Annotated in this window: 16 protein-coding genes; 4 read left to right on the top strand and 12 right to left on the bottom strand. The window is 68.5% G+C overall.

The genetic code is table 11. The features are described from left to right. Positions 1 to 12 precede the first annotated feature (12 nt). From CRO07_RS01585 to CRO07_RS01575, 3 genes are read left to right on the top strand one after another with little or no spacing between them, the layout of a single operon-like run. Positions 13 to 744, top strand: coding sequence for an electron transport complex subunit E (locus CRO07_RS01585; protein ID WP_097028922.1), 732 nt, complete (start codon positions 13 to 15; stop codon positions 742 to 744). Continuing rightward, the gene (locus tag CRO07_RS01580; RefSeq protein WP_097028921.1) at positions 741 to 998 is read left to right on the top strand and encodes an RnfH family protein; all 258 of its coding nucleotides are present in this window, start codon (positions 741 to 743) and stop codon (positions 996 to 998) included. The genes CRO07_RS01585 and CRO07_RS01580 overlap by 4 nt, the downstream gene beginning before the upstream one ends. Before the next feature lie 43 nt (positions 999 to 1,041). Then, entirely contained in the window at positions 1,042 to 2,061 is a 1,020-nt protein-coding gene (locus CRO07_RS01575; RefSeq protein ID WP_097028920.1) for an FAD-dependent oxidoreductase, read from the top strand. Positions 2,062 to 2,116: 55 nt separating this feature from the next. On the opposite strand, the gene CRO07_RS01570 is transcribed toward CRO07_RS01575, so the two are convergent. Both CRO07_RS01570 and CRO07_RS01565 read right to left on the bottom strand, forming a co-directional pair. Then, positions 2,117 to 2,782 (bottom strand): alpha/beta hydrolase, encoded by a 666-nt coding sequence (locus CRO07_RS01570; protein ID WP_097028919.1) that lies wholly within the window; start codon positions 2,780 to 2,782, stop codon positions 2,117 to 2,119. After that, positions 2,779 to 3,408 carry a DNA-3-methyladenine glycosylase family protein gene (locus CRO07_RS01565; protein WP_097028918.1) on the bottom strand — a complete coding sequence of 210 codons (630 nt, stop codon included), beginning with the start codon at positions 3,406 to 3,408 and terminating at the stop codon, positions 2,779 to 2,781. The genes CRO07_RS01570 and CRO07_RS01565 overlap by 4 nt, the downstream gene beginning before the upstream one ends. A gap of 207 nt (positions 3,409 to 3,615) precedes the next feature. Here CRO07_RS01565 and CRO07_RS01560 point away from each other — a divergent pair, with 207 nt between their 5' ends. Beyond that, the gene (locus CRO07_RS01560; RefSeq protein ID WP_097028917.1) at positions 3,616 to 4,836 is read left to right on the top strand and encodes an MFS transporter; all 1,221 of its coding nucleotides are present in this window, start codon (positions 3,616 to 3,618) and stop codon (positions 4,834 to 4,836) included. On the opposite strand, the gene CRO07_RS01555 is transcribed toward CRO07_RS01560, so the two are convergent. From CRO07_RS01555 to lpxA, 10 genes are all read right to left on the bottom strand, one after another. Next, positions 4,833 to 5,591, bottom strand: coding sequence for a squalene/phytoene synthase family protein (locus CRO07_RS01555; protein WP_097028916.1), 759 nt, complete (start codon positions 5,589 to 5,591; stop codon positions 4,833 to 4,835). The two genes, CRO07_RS01560 and CRO07_RS01555, sit on opposite strands and share 4 nt — an antisense overlap. A gap of 118 nt (positions 5,592 to 5,709) precedes the next feature. Then, entirely contained in the window at positions 5,710 to 7,341 is a 1,632-nt protein-coding gene (gene cimA / locus CRO07_RS01550; protein ID WP_097028915.1) for a citramalate synthase, read from the bottom strand. Beyond that, positions 7,338 to 8,828 (bottom strand): cysteine--tRNA ligase, encoded by a 1,491-nt coding sequence (gene cysS, locus CRO07_RS01545; RefSeq protein WP_097028914.1) that lies wholly within the window; start codon positions 8,826 to 8,828, stop codon positions 7,338 to 7,340. Before cysS ends, cimA begins: the two co-directional genes overlap by 4 nt. A gap of 121 nt (positions 8,829 to 8,949) precedes the next feature. Next, positions 8,950 to 9,591: a LysE family transporter gene (locus CRO07_RS01540; protein WP_235840904.1), complete on the bottom strand. Its 642-nt coding sequence runs from the start codon at positions 9,589 to 9,591 to the stop codon at positions 8,950 to 8,952. Beyond that, positions 9,588 to 10,028 (bottom strand): Lrp/AsnC family transcriptional regulator, encoded by a 441-nt coding sequence (locus CRO07_RS01535; protein WP_235840903.1) that lies wholly within the window; start codon positions 10,026 to 10,028, stop codon positions 9,588 to 9,590. The genes CRO07_RS01540 and CRO07_RS01535 overlap by 4 nt, the downstream gene beginning before the upstream one ends. 369 nt (positions 10,029 to 10,397) lie before the next feature. Continuing rightward, positions 10,398 to 10,991, bottom strand: a complete 594-nt coding sequence (locus tag CRO07_RS01530) for an outer membrane protein (RefSeq protein WP_097028912.1) — start codon at positions 10,989 to 10,991, stop codon at positions 10,398 to 10,400. A gap of 202 nt (positions 10,992 to 11,193) precedes the next feature. Continuing rightward, on the bottom strand, positions 11,194 to 13,008 hold the full coding sequence (locus CRO07_RS01525) for an ABC-F family ATP-binding cassette domain-containing protein (RefSeq protein ID WP_097028911.1): 1,815 nt from the start codon (positions 13,006 to 13,008) through the stop codon (positions 11,194 to 11,196). A gap of 31 nt (positions 13,009 to 13,039) precedes the next feature. After that, a complete protein-coding gene (gene lpxB / locus CRO07_RS01520) occupies positions 13,040 to 14,179 on the bottom strand; it encodes a lipid-A-disaccharide synthase (protein ID WP_097028910.1) in 1,140 nt (379 codons plus the stop codon). Then, positions 14,176 to 14,994: an LpxI family protein gene (locus CRO07_RS01515; protein ID WP_097028909.1), complete on the bottom strand. Its 819-nt coding sequence runs from the start codon at positions 14,992 to 14,994 to the stop codon at positions 14,176 to 14,178. Before CRO07_RS01515 ends, lpxB begins: the two co-directional genes overlap by 4 nt. Beyond that, on the bottom strand, positions 14,991 to 15,773 hold the full coding sequence (gene lpxA, locus CRO07_RS01510) for an acyl-ACP--UDP-N-acetylglucosamine O-acyltransferase (protein WP_097029046.1): 783 nt from the start codon (positions 15,771 to 15,773) through the stop codon (positions 14,991 to 14,993). The genes CRO07_RS01515 and lpxA overlap by 4 nt, the downstream gene beginning before the upstream one ends. Position 15,774: the final 1 nt, after the last annotated feature.

The raw sequence follows: 15,774 nt of genomic DNA, 5'->3' as shown, positions 1-15,774 counted from the left end.
GGAGAACGGCCGATGTCGACCATCTACGGCAAGATCGCCCGCGACGGGATCTGGGACAAGAACATCGTCTTCGGCCAGATGCTGGCGCTGTGCCCGGCGCTGGCGATCACCGGCACAGCCACCAACGGTCTGGGCATGGGGCTGGCCACCACGGCGGTTCTGATCGCATCGAACGTGGCCATCTCGGCGCTGCGCCGGGTGATCGCGCCGGAAATCCGCATTCCGGCCTTCGTTCTTGTCATTGCCTGCATCGTGACAGTGGTGGATCTGGCGTTGAATGCCTGGGTCCATGACCTGCACAAGGTTCTGGGGCTGTTCATCGCGCTGATCGTCACCAACTGCGCCATCCTAGGCCGGGCCGAGGCCTTCGCCTCGCGCAACGGGGTGATGGTCTCGGCCTTCGACGGGCTGACGATGGGGGTGGGCTTCACGCTGGCGCTGGTCGTGGTGGGGGCGCTGCGCGAAGTGGTGGGGTCCGGCACGCTGTTTGCGCAGGCATCGGTGCTGCTGGGGCAGGGCTTCGCCTTCATGGAGCTGACGGTGTTCCCCGACTATCCGGGCTTTCTTCTGGCGATCCTGCCGCCCGGGGGGTTCATCCTTGTCGGGCTGCTTCTGGCGCTGAAATCGGTGATCGACCGCAGCAAGGCCAACCTGGAACAGGAAATCAAGGATCTGCGCGTCGAGCGGGTGTTCACCGCCGCCGGCGTGCTGAAACCCCGCCTGCAAGAAGGAGACGACGCATGATCGTGGGTGTCGCCTATGCCAAGCCGACCGTTCAGGTCTGGAAGCACGTCGACGTGCCCGAAGGCGCAAGTGCGCAAGAGGCCATCGAACGATCCGGCCTTCTGGCCCAATTCCCCGAGATCGACCTTGCCCTGAACAAGATCGGCATCTTCGGTGCGATCTGTCCGCTCGACCGGGTGCTGCGGGAAGGCGACCGGGTCGAGATCTACCGCCCGATCCATCCCGAAGCCGAACTGCTGGAAAAGAAACAATGATCCCCCGCGCCTGTCCCGCCACGGCCCGCAAGGAGAGCCCCTCATGCATCGCGTAAGCCGCCGCCAGTTCACCCTTGGCCTTGTCGCCGCCTCTGCGCTTGCCGCGTCGGGGGGGCTTGCCGTCCGCCTGCGCCCGGGCGAGCGCGCCATTGTGATCGGCGGCGGCCCGGCCGGGGCCGAAGCCGCGCTGGCCCTGCGCGCGGCAAGCCCCGGGGCGCGGATCCTTCTGGTCGAGCGCGATCCCGGTCGGTTGGCGGATGGGGCGCACGATCCCGCCGCCGCCGCCTTCGTCCGCCCCCGCGCCGAGGCCGGCCTTGCGGCGCTGAAGGCTGCGGGCATTCAGGTCGTTCTGGACGACGTGGTGGACATCGACTGGTCCGCGGCTCGGCTGGCGCTGTTCAGCAATCGCCAGCTTGCTTTCGACCGACTGCTGCTGGCCCCCGGCACCGCCCCGCGCGACGAATCCATCCCCGGCCTTGACGCCATGGCCCGCCATGTCTGGCCCGCCGCCTGGGGCAGCCCACGCGAGGCGCGTCGTCTGGCGGCGCAGCTTGCCGCCCTGCCCGACCGCGGCCATGTCGTGTTGCGCCTGCCCGCAGATGTCAGCCATCCGCAGGCCGCGGTCGCCCGCGCCGCGGCCCTTGCCCACCATCTGGCGGCAAACCGCCCGGACGCGCGGCTGACCGTGATTGACGCGTCTGCGACCGACGATCTGGCCCGGGCCTTTGCGCAGACGGCCGCCCCGCAGGGGCTGCGCTGGCTGACCGCGGCCCAAGGCGGGGTCGTGCAGGCAATCGATGCACCGCGCGGCCTGATCGAGACCGCAGCCGGCCGGCTCAAGGCCGATGTGGTGAACTTCGTGCCGCCGCTTTGGGCGGGCGCCATCGCGCGGACCGCGGGACTGGCCGATGACAGCGGCTGGTGCCCCTGTGACGACCGGGGACGGTCGTCCCTGCGCGATGGCGCACTGGTGCTGGGCGATGCGCGCAAGGCCGCGCTGCGCACGGTGGGCGGGGCGCTCTGCTCGGCGCGGATCGCGGCAAAAGGCACCGCAACCGCCTGAGGCAATCGCCCCGACGGTGCGCGCCCCGCCCAAGGCCGGGCGCGCACAGCGCCGGTCACGCCGCGGGCAGGCGGTCCTTCAGAAAGGCCAGCGCCACCGACAGCCCGTCGGGGGCAATGCCGTGGCCCGTGCCCTTCATCACATGGCCATAGGTGGTAAAGCCCGCCCGCGACAGCGCCTCGCCGGCAAGGCTCATGTCGGCAAAGGGCACCACCGGGTCGGCATCGCCATGAATCAGCAGGACCGGCGGCTTCACCCGCGCCTCGTCGGCCAGTCGGTCAGGCGCCAGCAGCCGCCCCGAAAAGCCGACGATGCCCGCGATTTCCGCCGCCCGCCGTGGCGCGACATGCAGCGCCATCATCGTGCCCTGCGAAAAGCCCACCAGCGCCAGCGCCTCCGGGCCCAGCCCCTCGGCTTCCAGCAGCTCGTCAAGAAAGGCGTCAAGATCGCAGGCGGCGGCGGCAAGACCCTCGGCCGCCATCGCCTCGGACGAGCCATCCAGCCACGGGATCGGGAACCACTGAAAGCCAAAGCCATTGGCGCGGCAGGCTTCCGGCGCATCGGGGGCCACGAAGACGGTATCGGGCAGATGTGGCGCCAGCGGATCGGCCAGACCCAGCAGGTCGGCGCCATCGGCGCCATAGCCGTGCAGAAAGACGACAAGGCTTTTCGCCCGGCCCGAGGCGGCCTCGCGGCGGCCAAAATTCAGCTTGCGTGTCATGCGGTTCCTTCCCGTCCCTTTGCCTGACGGTAATAGGCCCACAAGGCCCGCGCCGCAACGCCGCGCCACGGGTGCCAGTCCGCGGCCATGGCGCGAAACGCGCGTTCGGACGGACGGGCGTCCAGCCGGAACAACAGCCGCACCGCTTCCTGCAACGCCAGATCGCCCGCGCACAGCACATCCGCCCGGCCGAGCGCGGTCATCGCATAAAGTTCGGCCGTCCAGCGGCCGATGCCCGGCAGCGCGGTCAGCGTCTGGACCACCTGTTCGTCCGTCAGATCGGCCAGCCGATCATAGTCGATCGCGGCCCCGGCCAGCGCCCGGACATAGCGCCGCTTGGACGCCGACAGGCCGCAGGCGCGCAGGGCATCTTCATCCGTGGCCAGAACCGCCGCGGGGGTCAGCAGCCCCGCCGCCGCCATCCGCGCCCGCATCGCCGCGGCCGAGGCGACCGAGACCTGCTGGCCGAGGATCGCCCCCGCCAGCGCGGCAAATCCCCCGGCGCTGCGGCGCAGCGGCGGCGGGCCGGTCAGCGCCTGCGCCTCGGCAAAGCGCGGCTCGCGCAGGGCAAGCCAAGCCATGCCCTCGGCAATGCAGGCGTCAGAGGTCAGGATGCGTCCGCTCATCGGCCAAAGATGGCGCGCGGGCGACGCCCGTCCAGCCCGATCCCTTGGGTCGCACGGCTGGATCGGGCGCCAAAGACCCGACAAAGCCGCCGACCGCGCTTTGGATCGCGCGGTTCACCGGCGGAGGGCTGGAGGGCTGCCACGCCCGATCCCGCCCCCCCGGCTTTTCGCTGGACGCCGCCCGGCCCTTCGCATTAGGCAAGTCGCATGAGTGATGCCGCCACCCTGCCCGCCTCTGACGCCCGCGCCCGGCGCAATGTCCTTGTCCTTGTCGCCGCGCAGGCGATCCTTGGATCGCAACTGTCGATGGTGTTCATCGTGGCGGGGCTGGCGGGGCAGACGCTGGCACCCAACGCCTGCTGGGCCACGCTGCCGATCACCATGGCGGTGGCGGGGTCGATGCTGTCGGCCACGCCGCTGTCGGCGCTGATGCAACGGTTCGGCCGGCGCGCGGGCTTTCTGGTCGGCGCGCTGGCCGGCGCGGCGGGGGCGGCGATCTGCGCCCTGGGTCTGATGCAGGCATCGTTCGGGCTGTTCCTGCTGGGTTCGCTGTTCACCGGCACCTACATGTCGGCGCAGGGCTTCTATCGCTTTGCCGCAGCCGATACGGCATCGGACAGCTTCCGGCCCAAGGCGATCTCGTGGGTGATGGCGGGGGGGCTGTTGTCGGCGGTGATCGGGCCGCAGGTGGTGAAGCTTACGTCGGACGCGGTGGTGGTGCCGTTTCTGGGCACCTATGTCGCGGCGATCGCGCTGAACCTTGTCGGTATGGGGCTGTTCGCCTTTCTGGACATTCCCCGCCCGGCCGCACCAAGGCCGGGCGCGACCGGAGGGCGCAGCCGGATGCAGCTTCTGCGCGATCCGCAGATCGCGGTGGCGGTGATCTGCGCCACCGTGGCCTATGCGCTGATGAATCTGGTGATGACCTCGTCGCCGCTGGCGGTGGTGGGCTGCGGGTTCGACACCGCCGACGCGGCCGATGTGGTCACGGCGCATGTGCTGGCGATGTATGGGCCCAGTTTTGTCACCGGCCATATCATCGCCCGGATCGGAGCGGCGAAGGTGATGGGGCTGGGGCTGGCGATCCTTGCCGGATCGGGCGCCGTCGCACTGTCCGGCGTGGAACTGGAACAGTTCTTTGCCGCCCTCGTGCTGCTGGGGGTGGGCTGGAACTTTGGCTTCATCGGCGCCACGGCGATGCTGACCTCGGCCCATTCCCCGCAAGAGCGCGGCCGGATGCAGGGCCTGAACGACCTGATCGTGTTCGGTGGCGTGGCGGCGGCCTCGCTGGCCTCGGGCGGGCTGATGAACTGTTCGGGCGGCACGGTTCAGGCCGGCTGGCAGGCGGTCAACATCGCCATGCTGCCGTTTCTTGTGGCGGCGGGGGGCGCGCTGATCTGGCTGGCCCTGCGCCCGAAAGAGCCCTAGATCCGGCCGGTAAAGGCGCCGCGCAACAGCCGCCAGCGGCGGGAAAATTCGGGCAAGGCCAGCGCGCCGCGCGCTACCCTTGCGGGGTCCAAGGCCGCCATCCGCAGCACCGGCCCGGCCTGCCATGCCGGCAGAACCGCCGGACGCAACGCCCGCGGCAGGCCCGCCGTGCGCCCGCGATCCAGCCGCGCCAGCCCCTGCCGCGCAAGGGCTGCCACCGCCTCGGGGCGCGGATCGGGCAAAGGCTGGCGCCCGCGCGCGCCCAGTTCGGGCACCGCGCGCAGCCATGCCGCCAGCCCCGCGGCAAAGCCGATGTCGCGAACCGCGGCCTCGTGCTGCGGCGCGGCCCCAAGGGCAAGCGCCGCCACCCAGTAAAGCCCGGCCGAGGTCGCCTCGATATGGGCGTCAAGCGCAGCCACGTCGACGAAGGGCTCACGCCAGATGTCCCAGCGCCGGGCCTCGATCATCCGGTCAAGCAGATCGGCCGGCAGCGCCGCCTCTCGGATCAGATCCACCAGGGGGCCTGCCACCTCATGCGCGGGCACACGGCCATCGGCCACCACGTCGCGCCAGAATTGCAGCCGCATTTCCGCGATCATCGGCTCGGCCGTAACCCAGGGGGCACGGGCGATTTCCAGGTTGAAGGCATAAAGCGGCCACAGCCGGGCCCGGGCGGCTTCGGGGGCCGCCATGGTCGCGGCGAAACGGTCGGGGTCGCCACGCGCGACCTGCGCAGCGCAGGCGGACAGGCTCATGTCGCGGGCTCCGCCTGCACGCGGCCACAGCCGTTTCGGGGCCATGCGCCAATCCGGACCGCCGCTGACACCCCGGACGCGTCCTTTTCAGCGCCAGTGACACAGCCAGACATCCCGGTCATGCCTTCCCCTTCGCGTCGCGCACCAGCTTCCAGTTCACCGCATCCAAAAGCGCCTCGAACGAGGCGTCCACGATGTTGGGCGACACCCCCACCGTGGACCAGCGCCGGCCCTGCCCGTCCTCGCTGTCGATGATGACACGGGTAGCGGCATCCGTCCCGCCTTGCGTGACGCGCACCTTGAAATCCACCAGCCGCATGTCATCGATCACCGACTGCCAGCGGCCCAGATCCTTGGCCAGCGCCTTCGCCAGCGCGTTGACCGGCCCGCGCTCGGTTCCCGCCTCGTCCAGACTTTCCGAGACGTTCAGCACCCGCTGCCCGTCGATCAGCACCACCACCACCGCTTCCGAAAGGGTCATCGTGCCCTCGGCCAGCCGGCGCCGTTCCACCGTCACGCGATAGCGTTTCACCTCGAAGAAGCTGGGCATCAGACCCAGCGCCCGCCGCGCCACCAGTTCGAAACTGGCCTGCGCGGAATCATAGGCATAGCCCTGATCCTCGCGCGCCTTCACCTCATCCAGGATACGCGACAGCCGCGGATCGCCGGCCGGAACCTCGATCCCCGCCGCCGCCAGACGGGCGCGCAGATTGGATTGGCCGGCCTGATTGGACATCGGAATGACCCGGACGTTGCCGACCAGCCCCGGATCGATATGTTCATAGGTCGAAGGGTCTTTCAGGATCGCCGAGGCATGAAGCCCCGCCTTGTGCGCGAAGGCCGAGGCGCCGACATAGGCCGAGGCGCGGCGCGGCACCCGGTTCAGGATGTCGTCGAGCATGCGGCTGATCCGCACCATCCCCGTCAGCGCCTGTGCCGTGATGCCGGTTTCGAACCGGCTGGCGTAAGGCTCTTTCAGCAGGAAAGTCGGGATCAGCGCGGTCAGGTTGGCATTGCCGCAGCGTTCTCCCAGCCCGTTCAGCGTGCCCTGCACCTGCCGCGCGCCGGCATCGACCGCAGCCAGCGTGGCCGCCACGGCCGTGCCGGTATCGTCATGGGTGTGGATGCCCAGCCGGTCACCCGGGATGCCGGCCGCGATCACCTGCGCGACGGTCTGCCCGACCTCGGCCGGCAGGGTGCCGCCGTTGGTGTCGCACAACACCACCCACCGCGCCCCCGCCTGCAGCGCCGCCCGCAGACAGTCCAGCGCATAGCCGGGGTTCGCGCGATAGCCGTCAAAGAAATGCTCGGCATCAAGGATCGCCTCGCGCCCCTTCGCCACCACATGAGCAACCGAGGCCCGGATCGCGTCAAGGTTCTCGTCCAACGTCACGCCAAGCGCGGTCGTCACATGAAATTCATGCGCCTTGCCAACCAGACAGACGGTGCCGGTGCCCGCATCCAGCACCGCCGCCAGCACATCGTCATTCTCGGCCGAGCGCCCGGCCCGCTTGGTCATGCCAAAGGCCGCCAGCCGGGCCCGCGTTTCGGGGGCATTGGCGAAAAAGTCGCTGTCGGTGGGATTGGCCCCCGGCCAGCCGCCCTCGATGTAATCCACCCCCAGATCGTCCAGCGCCCGCGCGATCTGCCGCTTTTCCTGCGTCGAGAACTGCACGCCCTGCGTCTGCTGCCCGTCGCGAAGGGTGGTGTCGTAAAGATAGAGGCGCTCCTTCACTTCCGAGCTATTCACTTAATTGCCTCCAGCTTGGCCGGATCGAAATCCGGCATAAGCTCCCAGACTGCGCCCCCAGGTTGGTCCTTGACGGACACACCTGCAGCCAGCAATTTGCCGCGGTATTGATCGGCAAGCTGGTAGTCACGCGCCGCCCTTGCCTCGCTCCGCGCTGTCAGCACTTGGGCGATCTTCTGCTCGACCTGCTCCAGATCGAATACTTTTAGCTGAGAAGTGCCAACTGTCGCCGGCCCAGCTGCGATCCCCATCGCCTCGAAATGGTGTGTTCCAACGCCACCCGACACTGGCCGCCAGGTCCAGTCCGCCAGGTCATCCGTAAGCAGACCAAGCAGGTTCGCTGAAGCCTTCAGGCCAGCCACATCTCCGGCAGCGGCCAATCTGTGCAGCTGCCCGATAGCGCCGTGGGTGTTCAAGTCATTTGCTAGCGCGGCTACAACAGCCGGGTCCGGCATATTAGCGGCCTCAACATTTTCAGTAAGCTGTCGCCATTTGCGCAGCGTATCCCTTGCCTGTTCCGCCTTTTCCTCCGTCCAGTCCATCGGCTTGCCGTAGTGCGTGCCGAGATAGACCATCCGGATCACCTCTCCCGGCCAGCCCTGATCCAGCAGGTCGCGGACGGTGAAGAAATTGCCAAGCGATTTCGACATCTTCTTGCCGTCCACCAGAAGCATCTCATTGTGCATCCAGTAGTTAGCAAAGCCGCCCTCGGGGTGGGCGCAGCGGGATTGGGCGATCTCGTTTTCGTGGTGGGGGAATTGCAGGTCGATGCCGCCGGCATGAATGTCGAAGGACGCACCCAGCAATTCATGCGACATGGCCGAACATTCGATATGCCAGCCGGGGCGGCCGCGGCCCCAAGGCGACTCCCAGCCCGGAAGGTCGGCATCCGACGGCTTCCAAAGCACGAAATCCATCGGGTCTTCCTTGAAGGGCGCCACCTCGACCCGCGCCCCCGCGATCATGTCATCGACCGAGCGCCCCGACAGCGCACCATAGTCGCGGTAGCTGCGCACCCGGAACAGCACATGGCCCGCGGCCTCATAGGCATGGCCCTTTGCGATCAGATCCTCGATCATCGCGATCATCGCGCCGATCCATTCGGTCGCGCGGGGTTCTGCGGTGGGGCGCAACGCGCCAAGCGCGTCCATGTCGGCGTGATACCAGCCGATGGTCTCATCGGTGCGCTCGCGGATCAGATCCTCGAGCGGGCGCGGATCGCCGGCGGCCTTCCTCGCCTGCGCAGCCGCGTTGATCTTGTCATCGACATCGGTGAAGTTGCGCACATAGGTGACGTGATCCGCCCCATAGATTTGCCGCAGCAGCCGGAACAGCACGTCGAACACCACCACCGGCCGACCGTTGCCCAGATGCGCGCGGTCGTAGACCGTCGGCCCGCAGACATACAGCCGCACATTGGCGGGATCGATGGGGGTAAAGACCTCTTTCTTCCGGGTCTTGGTGTTGGTCAGGCGGATCGTCGTCATAAGTCCTCGCAAGGCGGCCTGCCCGCGGGCTTTCTCATATCACGACCTTGGAGGGAACGAAAAAGAGCAGCCCGCGACGAATGTCAGCAGGAAATAATGCAGCCGATGGGGCAGATGCTCGTCATGGGGCGATGGCTAGCAGATGCGGCGCCGCCTGCCAAGCCGCGATCCCCACCGCCCACAGCCCGAAGCCCAGCATCACCAGACCAGAGCCGCGCGCCACCCACAGCGCAAAGCCGGCAGGCAGGCGGCGATGTGCCAGCGCCACCCCGCCCGACAGCATGACCCACCACAGCATCGAACCGGCAAACACCCCCGCCACCACAAGCGCCGCCGCCCCGGCCCCGGCCTGTTGCGCAAGGCCAAGCCCGGCAAAGATCGCGGCGAAGGACAGGATCGTGGCCGGATTGGCCAGCGTCAGCACGAAGGTGGTGGCCAGCGTCCCCGCCAGCCCGCGGCGGGCGGCCGGCGCAGGTGCGGCCCCCGCACGGTGGCGAAGGCCCGAGACGCCCAGCCAGATCAGGAACAGCCCGCCCCCCAGCCCCAACGGCAGCGCGATCCGGTCCAGCACGGCGGCGAATGCGGCAAAGCCCGCCGCCGCCGCCGCGGCATAGGCGGCATCGGCCAGCGCCGTGCCCAGCCCCCCCGCCACCCCGGCGCGAAAGCCCTGCGCCAGCGTGCGCTGGATGCACAGCGCCCCGATCGGCCCCAGCGGCGCGGCAATGGCCAGCCCCATCGCCATGGATTTCAGAAACAGCATCATCGCGGCACCAAAGGCGCGCTGCGGATCGTGGACAGCGCCAGCATGGTTTCGGACCGCTCCAGAAAGCCCTGCCCCTTCATCTCGGCCAGAAAGCGTTCCACCCCGTCCAGCCCCGAGACCCGCAGATGGATCAGATAGGACCACGCGCCGGTGACATGGTGACATTCGGTAATGCCGGGATGATCCGCGGCGAAGATGCGAAAGGCCGGCTCATGCTCGTGCCGGATCGCCACCCAGATCAGCGCCAGAACCGGCAGGCCCAGCGCCTCGGGGGCGGCATCCAGCGTGAAGCGCCGGATCGCCCCCTGCGCCACCAGTCGGCGGACACGTTCATTCACCGCCGAGGTCGACAACCCGACCGCAACGGCGATCTCGGTCAGCGGGCGGCGCGCATCCTGGGCCAGATGGCCGATAATCTGCCTGTCATACTCATCCATATCAGGCAAACTATCTGATATTGCGCCATATATCAAGCAACCTGTCGGCGCGACAAGAGCCTTGCCGACAAGTTTCATTTCACAGGGGCGCCGGCCACGCTTTGCCCCGGAAGGGGCGTCAGATGAACCACGACGATCCTCGGCCCCGGTCGACGCGCACGGCTGACCACCACACGGGCTGCCGGCCCGGATCAACGACGACGGCCGGGCCCACCGTGCCCCCCTCACATGCCGCGGCGTGATCCGGCGTCCACTCGCCCCGTTCGACCGCACCGGCGACGAGGTGATGGTGATCCCGAAGATGATTGCCGATCTGCGGACATGAAAAGGGGCGCGGAAGATCCGCGCCCCGTCCCGGATGCACAGATGTCAGAAGCGGTAGGCCGCACGCAGTTGCAGCGTGTTGGCATCGACATCGGCGCCGGTGTCGTCAAAGTCGTTGAACTCATGGCGCAACAGCTCGGCGCCAAGGAACCATTGGTCGTTCAGCATGTGGTCATAGCCGATACCATAGAACCAGCCGTTGTCGCTGAGATCATCACCATCGGGGGCGCTGATGTCAGCCCATGCGCTGCCAGCCGTGGCATACAGCAGGCCGCGCTCACCCACTTCGCCGCCCGCCATCAGTTTCAAGCGGGCAAGATTGTCGACCTCATACCCGTCAAGATCGCCGCCGGTGATGTCATACGACAGTTCGGCACCGACAACGGCGCGGCCGAAATCATAGCGATAGCCAGCCAGGATGCCGCCCACCGGGCCGTCGCCATCGCCCAGCACGCCGCCGGTGTCGACATCGCCATAGCCCAGTTCGCCACCCGCATAGAAGCCGGTCCAGTCGATCGAAGGCGCAGCCATGACAGGCGCCGGGGCCACCGCGGGTTCTTCGACTACATTGACCGGGCCACCGGCAAGGGCCGGCGTGGCAAGAAGACCACCCAGAGCAATCGCTGCAATCCGTTTCATCTCTGTCTCCAATACATGTCACGGCCGCCGCACTGCTTCACTACGGGCGGCACGGCGATTTCGTTGACGGGCGACGGTCGGCGCCGCTGCCGTGCAGCGAACCTATATTATCCGTGGTTGAAAACTAGCATGACTCACGGCTTGGTGAATTGGCTTAACCCTCAAATCGGCAAGTTTTGGCTCAATCTGTGACTGAAAAACTTCAACCTTGAGCCTTGCCTTCAAGGGTCAGCCATTCGTCCTCGGCGGCGGAAAGCTGGGACTGCCGCTCGGCCAGCGCCTCGGTCGCCTTGCGGAACTTTGCCGGCTCGCGCGTGAACAGATCGTCGGCCGACAGGAACTCGGTCAGTTTGGCAATCTCGGCTTCCAGCCGCTCGATGATCGCGGGCAGCGCCTCAAGGCGCTTGCGCTCGGTGAAGGTCAGGCCCTCGGCGGGTTTGCGCGCCTCGGGACGGGCGGCGGCCGGTTTCGCCGCCTCGGGACGCGACGCGGCGGCGGGCTCGGCCGGCTCGGGGCGTTGCGCCAGATGATCGGTCCAGCCGCCAGCATAGACCGTGGCCCGGCCCTGCCCTTCCAGCGCCACCGTCGTCGTCGCCACCCGGTCGATGAAATCGCGATCGTGGCTGACCAGCAGCACCGTGCCATCGTAATCGCCCAGAATGTCCTGCAACAGATCCAGCGTTTCGACATCCAGATCGTTTGTCGGCTCGTCCAGGATCAACAGGTTCGACTCTTGCGCCATGATCCGCGCCAGCAGCAGCCGCGCCTTTTCGCCGCCCGAAAGCGAGCGCACCGGCGCGCGGGCCTGCCGTTCGTCGAACAGGAAATCCTTGAGATAGCCCACCACATGCCGCGGTACCCCGCGCACCATCACCTGATCCTGCTGGCCAGACACCCGCATCGCAGGATCGGAGGTCAGGCTGTCCCAGAGGCTGGCATCGGGATCAAGCTGCGCCCGGGTCTGGTCGAACACCGCCACCTGAAGGTTGGTGCCCAGCGTGACCGTGCCCGCATCGGGCGCCAGTTCCCCGGTCAACAGCTTCAGCAGCGTGGTCTTGCCCACCCCGTTCGGGCCGACGAAGGCCACCCGGTCGCCACGCAGGATGCGCAGCGAAAAGTCGCGGATGATCGGCTGGCCATCGAACGCCTTGGTGATGCCCTGCGCCTCGATCACCTTCTTGCCCGACATCGGGCCGGCTTCCAGCTCCATCGCGGCGGTGCCTTGCCGGCGGATCTGGGCGCGGCGTTCCTCGCGCATGGCGGCCAGCGCCCGCAGGCGGCCCTGATTGCGCTTTCGGCGCGCCGAGATGCCTTCGACCGCCCAGCGGGCCTCGGCCTTGATCTTGCGGTCCAGCTTGTGGCGCTGATCGTCCTCTTCGGCCCAGATCTGTTCGCGCCAGTCCTCGAATCCTTCAAAGCCCGCCTCGCGCCGGCGCACCTGACCACGATCGATCCACAGCGTTGCGCGCGTCAGCGCCCGCAGGAAGGCGCGGTCGTGGCTGATCAGCACGAAGGCCGCCCGCGTCTCGGCCAGTTGCGCCTCAAGCCATTGGATCGCCTGAATATCCAGATGGTTCGTCGGCTCGTCCAGCAGCATCAGATCGGGCGCCTCGGCCATCAGCTTGGCCAGCGCCGCCCGCCGCCTCTCGCCGCCCGAGGCGGTGGCAACCGGGGTCTCGGGGCGGAACTTCAGCCCCTCGGCCACCATTTCGACGCGATATTCCTCGCCATGCGCAAGCCCCGAGGCGGCATAGTCGCCCAGCGTGGCAAAGCCCTCCATCCCGGGGTCTTGCTCCATATAGCCGACCGAGGTGCCGGCCGGCACCACCCGTTCGCCCCGGTCAGGCTCGACCAGACCGGCCATCACCTTCAGAAGCGTGGATTTGCCCGATCCGTTGCGGCCGACAAGGGCCACCCGGTCCTGCGGCTGAACCGTCAGGTCCAGCCCGTCAAAGACGGGATCGCCGCCGAAGGTCAGAGAGATGCCGGAAAGCTGAAGAAGGGGTGCGCGTGCCATGCCCGTCCGCTACAGGGGCCACGCGGCGCCGTCAACGCCCCAGCGCCGCCAGAACCGACCGCGCGGCGCGCAGGCCCGGCGCCTCGCCACCGCGGCCAAGGCGGTCCATCGTCAGATCCATCGCCGCCAGTTGCGCCGACCGCGCCCCCGGATCATCCAGCAGCGCCAGCAGCGCAGACGCGATCAGATCGGCCTTGCAGCGCGGGCCCAGAAATTCGGGCACCACCCGGCTGTCGGACACCAGATTGACCAGCGTCACCGTATCGATCCGCGCCAGACGCGAGATCAGCCACATGCTGACCGGGTTCATGTCATAGCCGATCACCATCGGCACACCATTGGCCGCCAGTTCCAGCGACACCGTCCCCGAGGCCGCCAGCGCCAGATCGGCCGCGGCAAAGGCCGCGCGCTTGCGTTCGGCATCCTCGATCACCAGCGGATGCACCGGCCAGCCCGCCACCTGTTCGCGCACCAGATCGGCCAGATGCGGCACGGTGGGCACCAGCACCGTCAGACCCGGATGGCGGTGGCGGATCTTGGCCAGCACATCGGCAAAGACCGGGGCCAACCGTGTCACTTCGGACCGCCGCGATCCGGGCAGCGCCAGCAGCACCGGCCCGGTGGCCAGCCGGTCACGCAGCAGGGCGGCCTCGGCCGGGCTTGCCAGAGGCTCGGCCACGACCGGGTGGCCGACGAAATCGCAACTCATGCCGGCGGCGGTCATGTAGGGCGGCTCGAACGGCAACAGCGCCAGAACGTGATCGATGTGGCGCGCCATCTTCGCCGCCCGCCCCGGCCGCCACGCCCAGACCGAAGGCGCCACATAATGGATGGTGCGGATCTGCGGATTGGCGCGTTTCACCAGCGCCGCGACCCGCAGACAGAAATCGGGGCTGTCGATGGTCACCAGCGCCTCGGCGCCCGAGGCCAGACAGGCCGCCGCCGCCTCGCGCACCCGGCGCTTCAGGGCGAAATATTTCGGCAGGATCTCGGCCAGACCCATCACCGACAATTCCTGCATCGGGAACAGGCTGTCCAGCCCCTGCGCCTGCATCGCAGGGCCGCCGATGCCGGCAAAGCCGGTCCCCGGCGCAAGCTGTGCCAACCCTGCCATCAGCGCGCCGCCCAGACGGTCGCCAGAGGGTTCGCCGGCGATCAGGAAAATCTTCATGGCTCTCTTGCCCACAGGAACAGGCCCGCCGCGGCAGCCTCGGCCAGCATGGCGTCGCGGTCCAGCAGGACGACGCCCCCCGCTTGCCATGCGATGCCGGCAAGGCCCGCGGCGGCCGCACGGCGCACGCTGGCCGGACCCAGCGCCGGCAGGTCGATCCGCCGATCCTGTCCGGGCTTCGGCGCCTTGTAAAGCACGCCCTTCGCCCCCGCGGGATCGGGCCGCCGCGCGGTCGCGGCCACCCAGTCCAGCATGGCATCGGTGCCCGGCAACGCCTCGACCGCAAGGCACAGGCCCTGCGCCACCACCGCGCCCTGCCCGACATCCACCGCACCCAGCGCCGCGACAATGGCCGCCGCCCGCGCCGCATCGCGACGGTCCGCGTCCGAGGGCGCCCCGCACAGCACCCCCGCCCCCGGCACCAGCGCGGGCGCGATCTCGGCCAGACCGGCCACGGCGAAACCTGCGTCCTCGAAAATGCCGATCACCGCGCGCAGCGTGGCATCGTCGCCCGCCTGCATCGCCCCGATCAGCCGCGGCACCATCTGCGCCGTCATCGGATCGAACAGCGCCGGATCAAGCCGCGGCCGGCTGACCGCGCCGGCAAAGGTGACACGAGAGACACCGCGCGCTTCAAGTTCGCGCAGAAAGGGCACCAGACGCTCGACCCGGAAGGTCAGGTCAGGGGCCAGCCCCTCGGGCGCAAAGCCATCCAGCGCCGCCACCAGAGGCGCCTCGCCCGCCTGCCGCAGCGCCTGCGCCAGATGCCGGGGCAGCGCGCCCGCGCCGGCGACAAGGGCTGTCAGGCCGCTCATTGCGGGGTCAGGAAAGAACGGTCGGACGCCGCAAGGATGAAATCGGTCATCTCGCGGACATGCGGGCTGTCGGTTTCTTCGGACAGGCGGCGGGCGCGGTCCAGAAAGGTGCCCTCGCCCTGCGCCAGCATCTGATAGGCGGCGCGCAGGGCGGTGATCTCGGCCCGGCTGACCCCGCGGCGCTTCAGCCCCACAAGGTTCAACCCGTCCAGCTCGCCGCGCGGTGCCTGCACAAGGCCATGTGGCAGCACATCGTTCGTGACCATCGTCACCGCGCCGATGATCGCGCCGCGACCCACACGCACCCATTGATGCACGCCCGAAAGGCCACCCACGATCACATCGTCGCCGATCCAGCAATGGCCGGCGATGGCGGCCTGATTGGCAAGGATCACCCGGTTGCCCAGCGTCGCGTCATGGCCGACATGGGCGCCGGTCATCAGCAGACAATCGTCGCCCACCCGCGTCACGCCGCCGCCGCCTTCGGTGCCGCAGTTCAGCGTCGCCCCCTCGCGGATGCGGCAGCGGGCGCCGACGATCAGCCGCGTGCGCTCGCCACGGTATTTCAGATCCTGCGGCACCTCGCCCACCACGGCGAAGGGGAAGATCACCGTGCCCTCGCCCACCTCGGTCCAGCCGGTGACGACCGCATGGCTTTTCACCACCACGTCACGTCCCAAAGTCACCTCGGGGCCGATCAGGGCGAAGGGGCCGATCTTGCAGCCCTCGCCGATTACGGCGCCCGGCTCGACGATTGCGGAGGGGTGGATCTCGGCCATC

Origin of the sequence: Cereibacter ovatus (assembly GCF_900207575.1) — a bacterium.
Classification (GTDB): domain Bacteria; phylum Pseudomonadota; class Alphaproteobacteria; order Rhodobacterales; family Rhodobacteraceae; genus Cereibacter_A; species Cereibacter_A ovatus.
The sequence above is the reverse complement of the archived record's forward strand: the minus strand, read 5'-3'. Positions and strand labels throughout refer to the sequence as shown.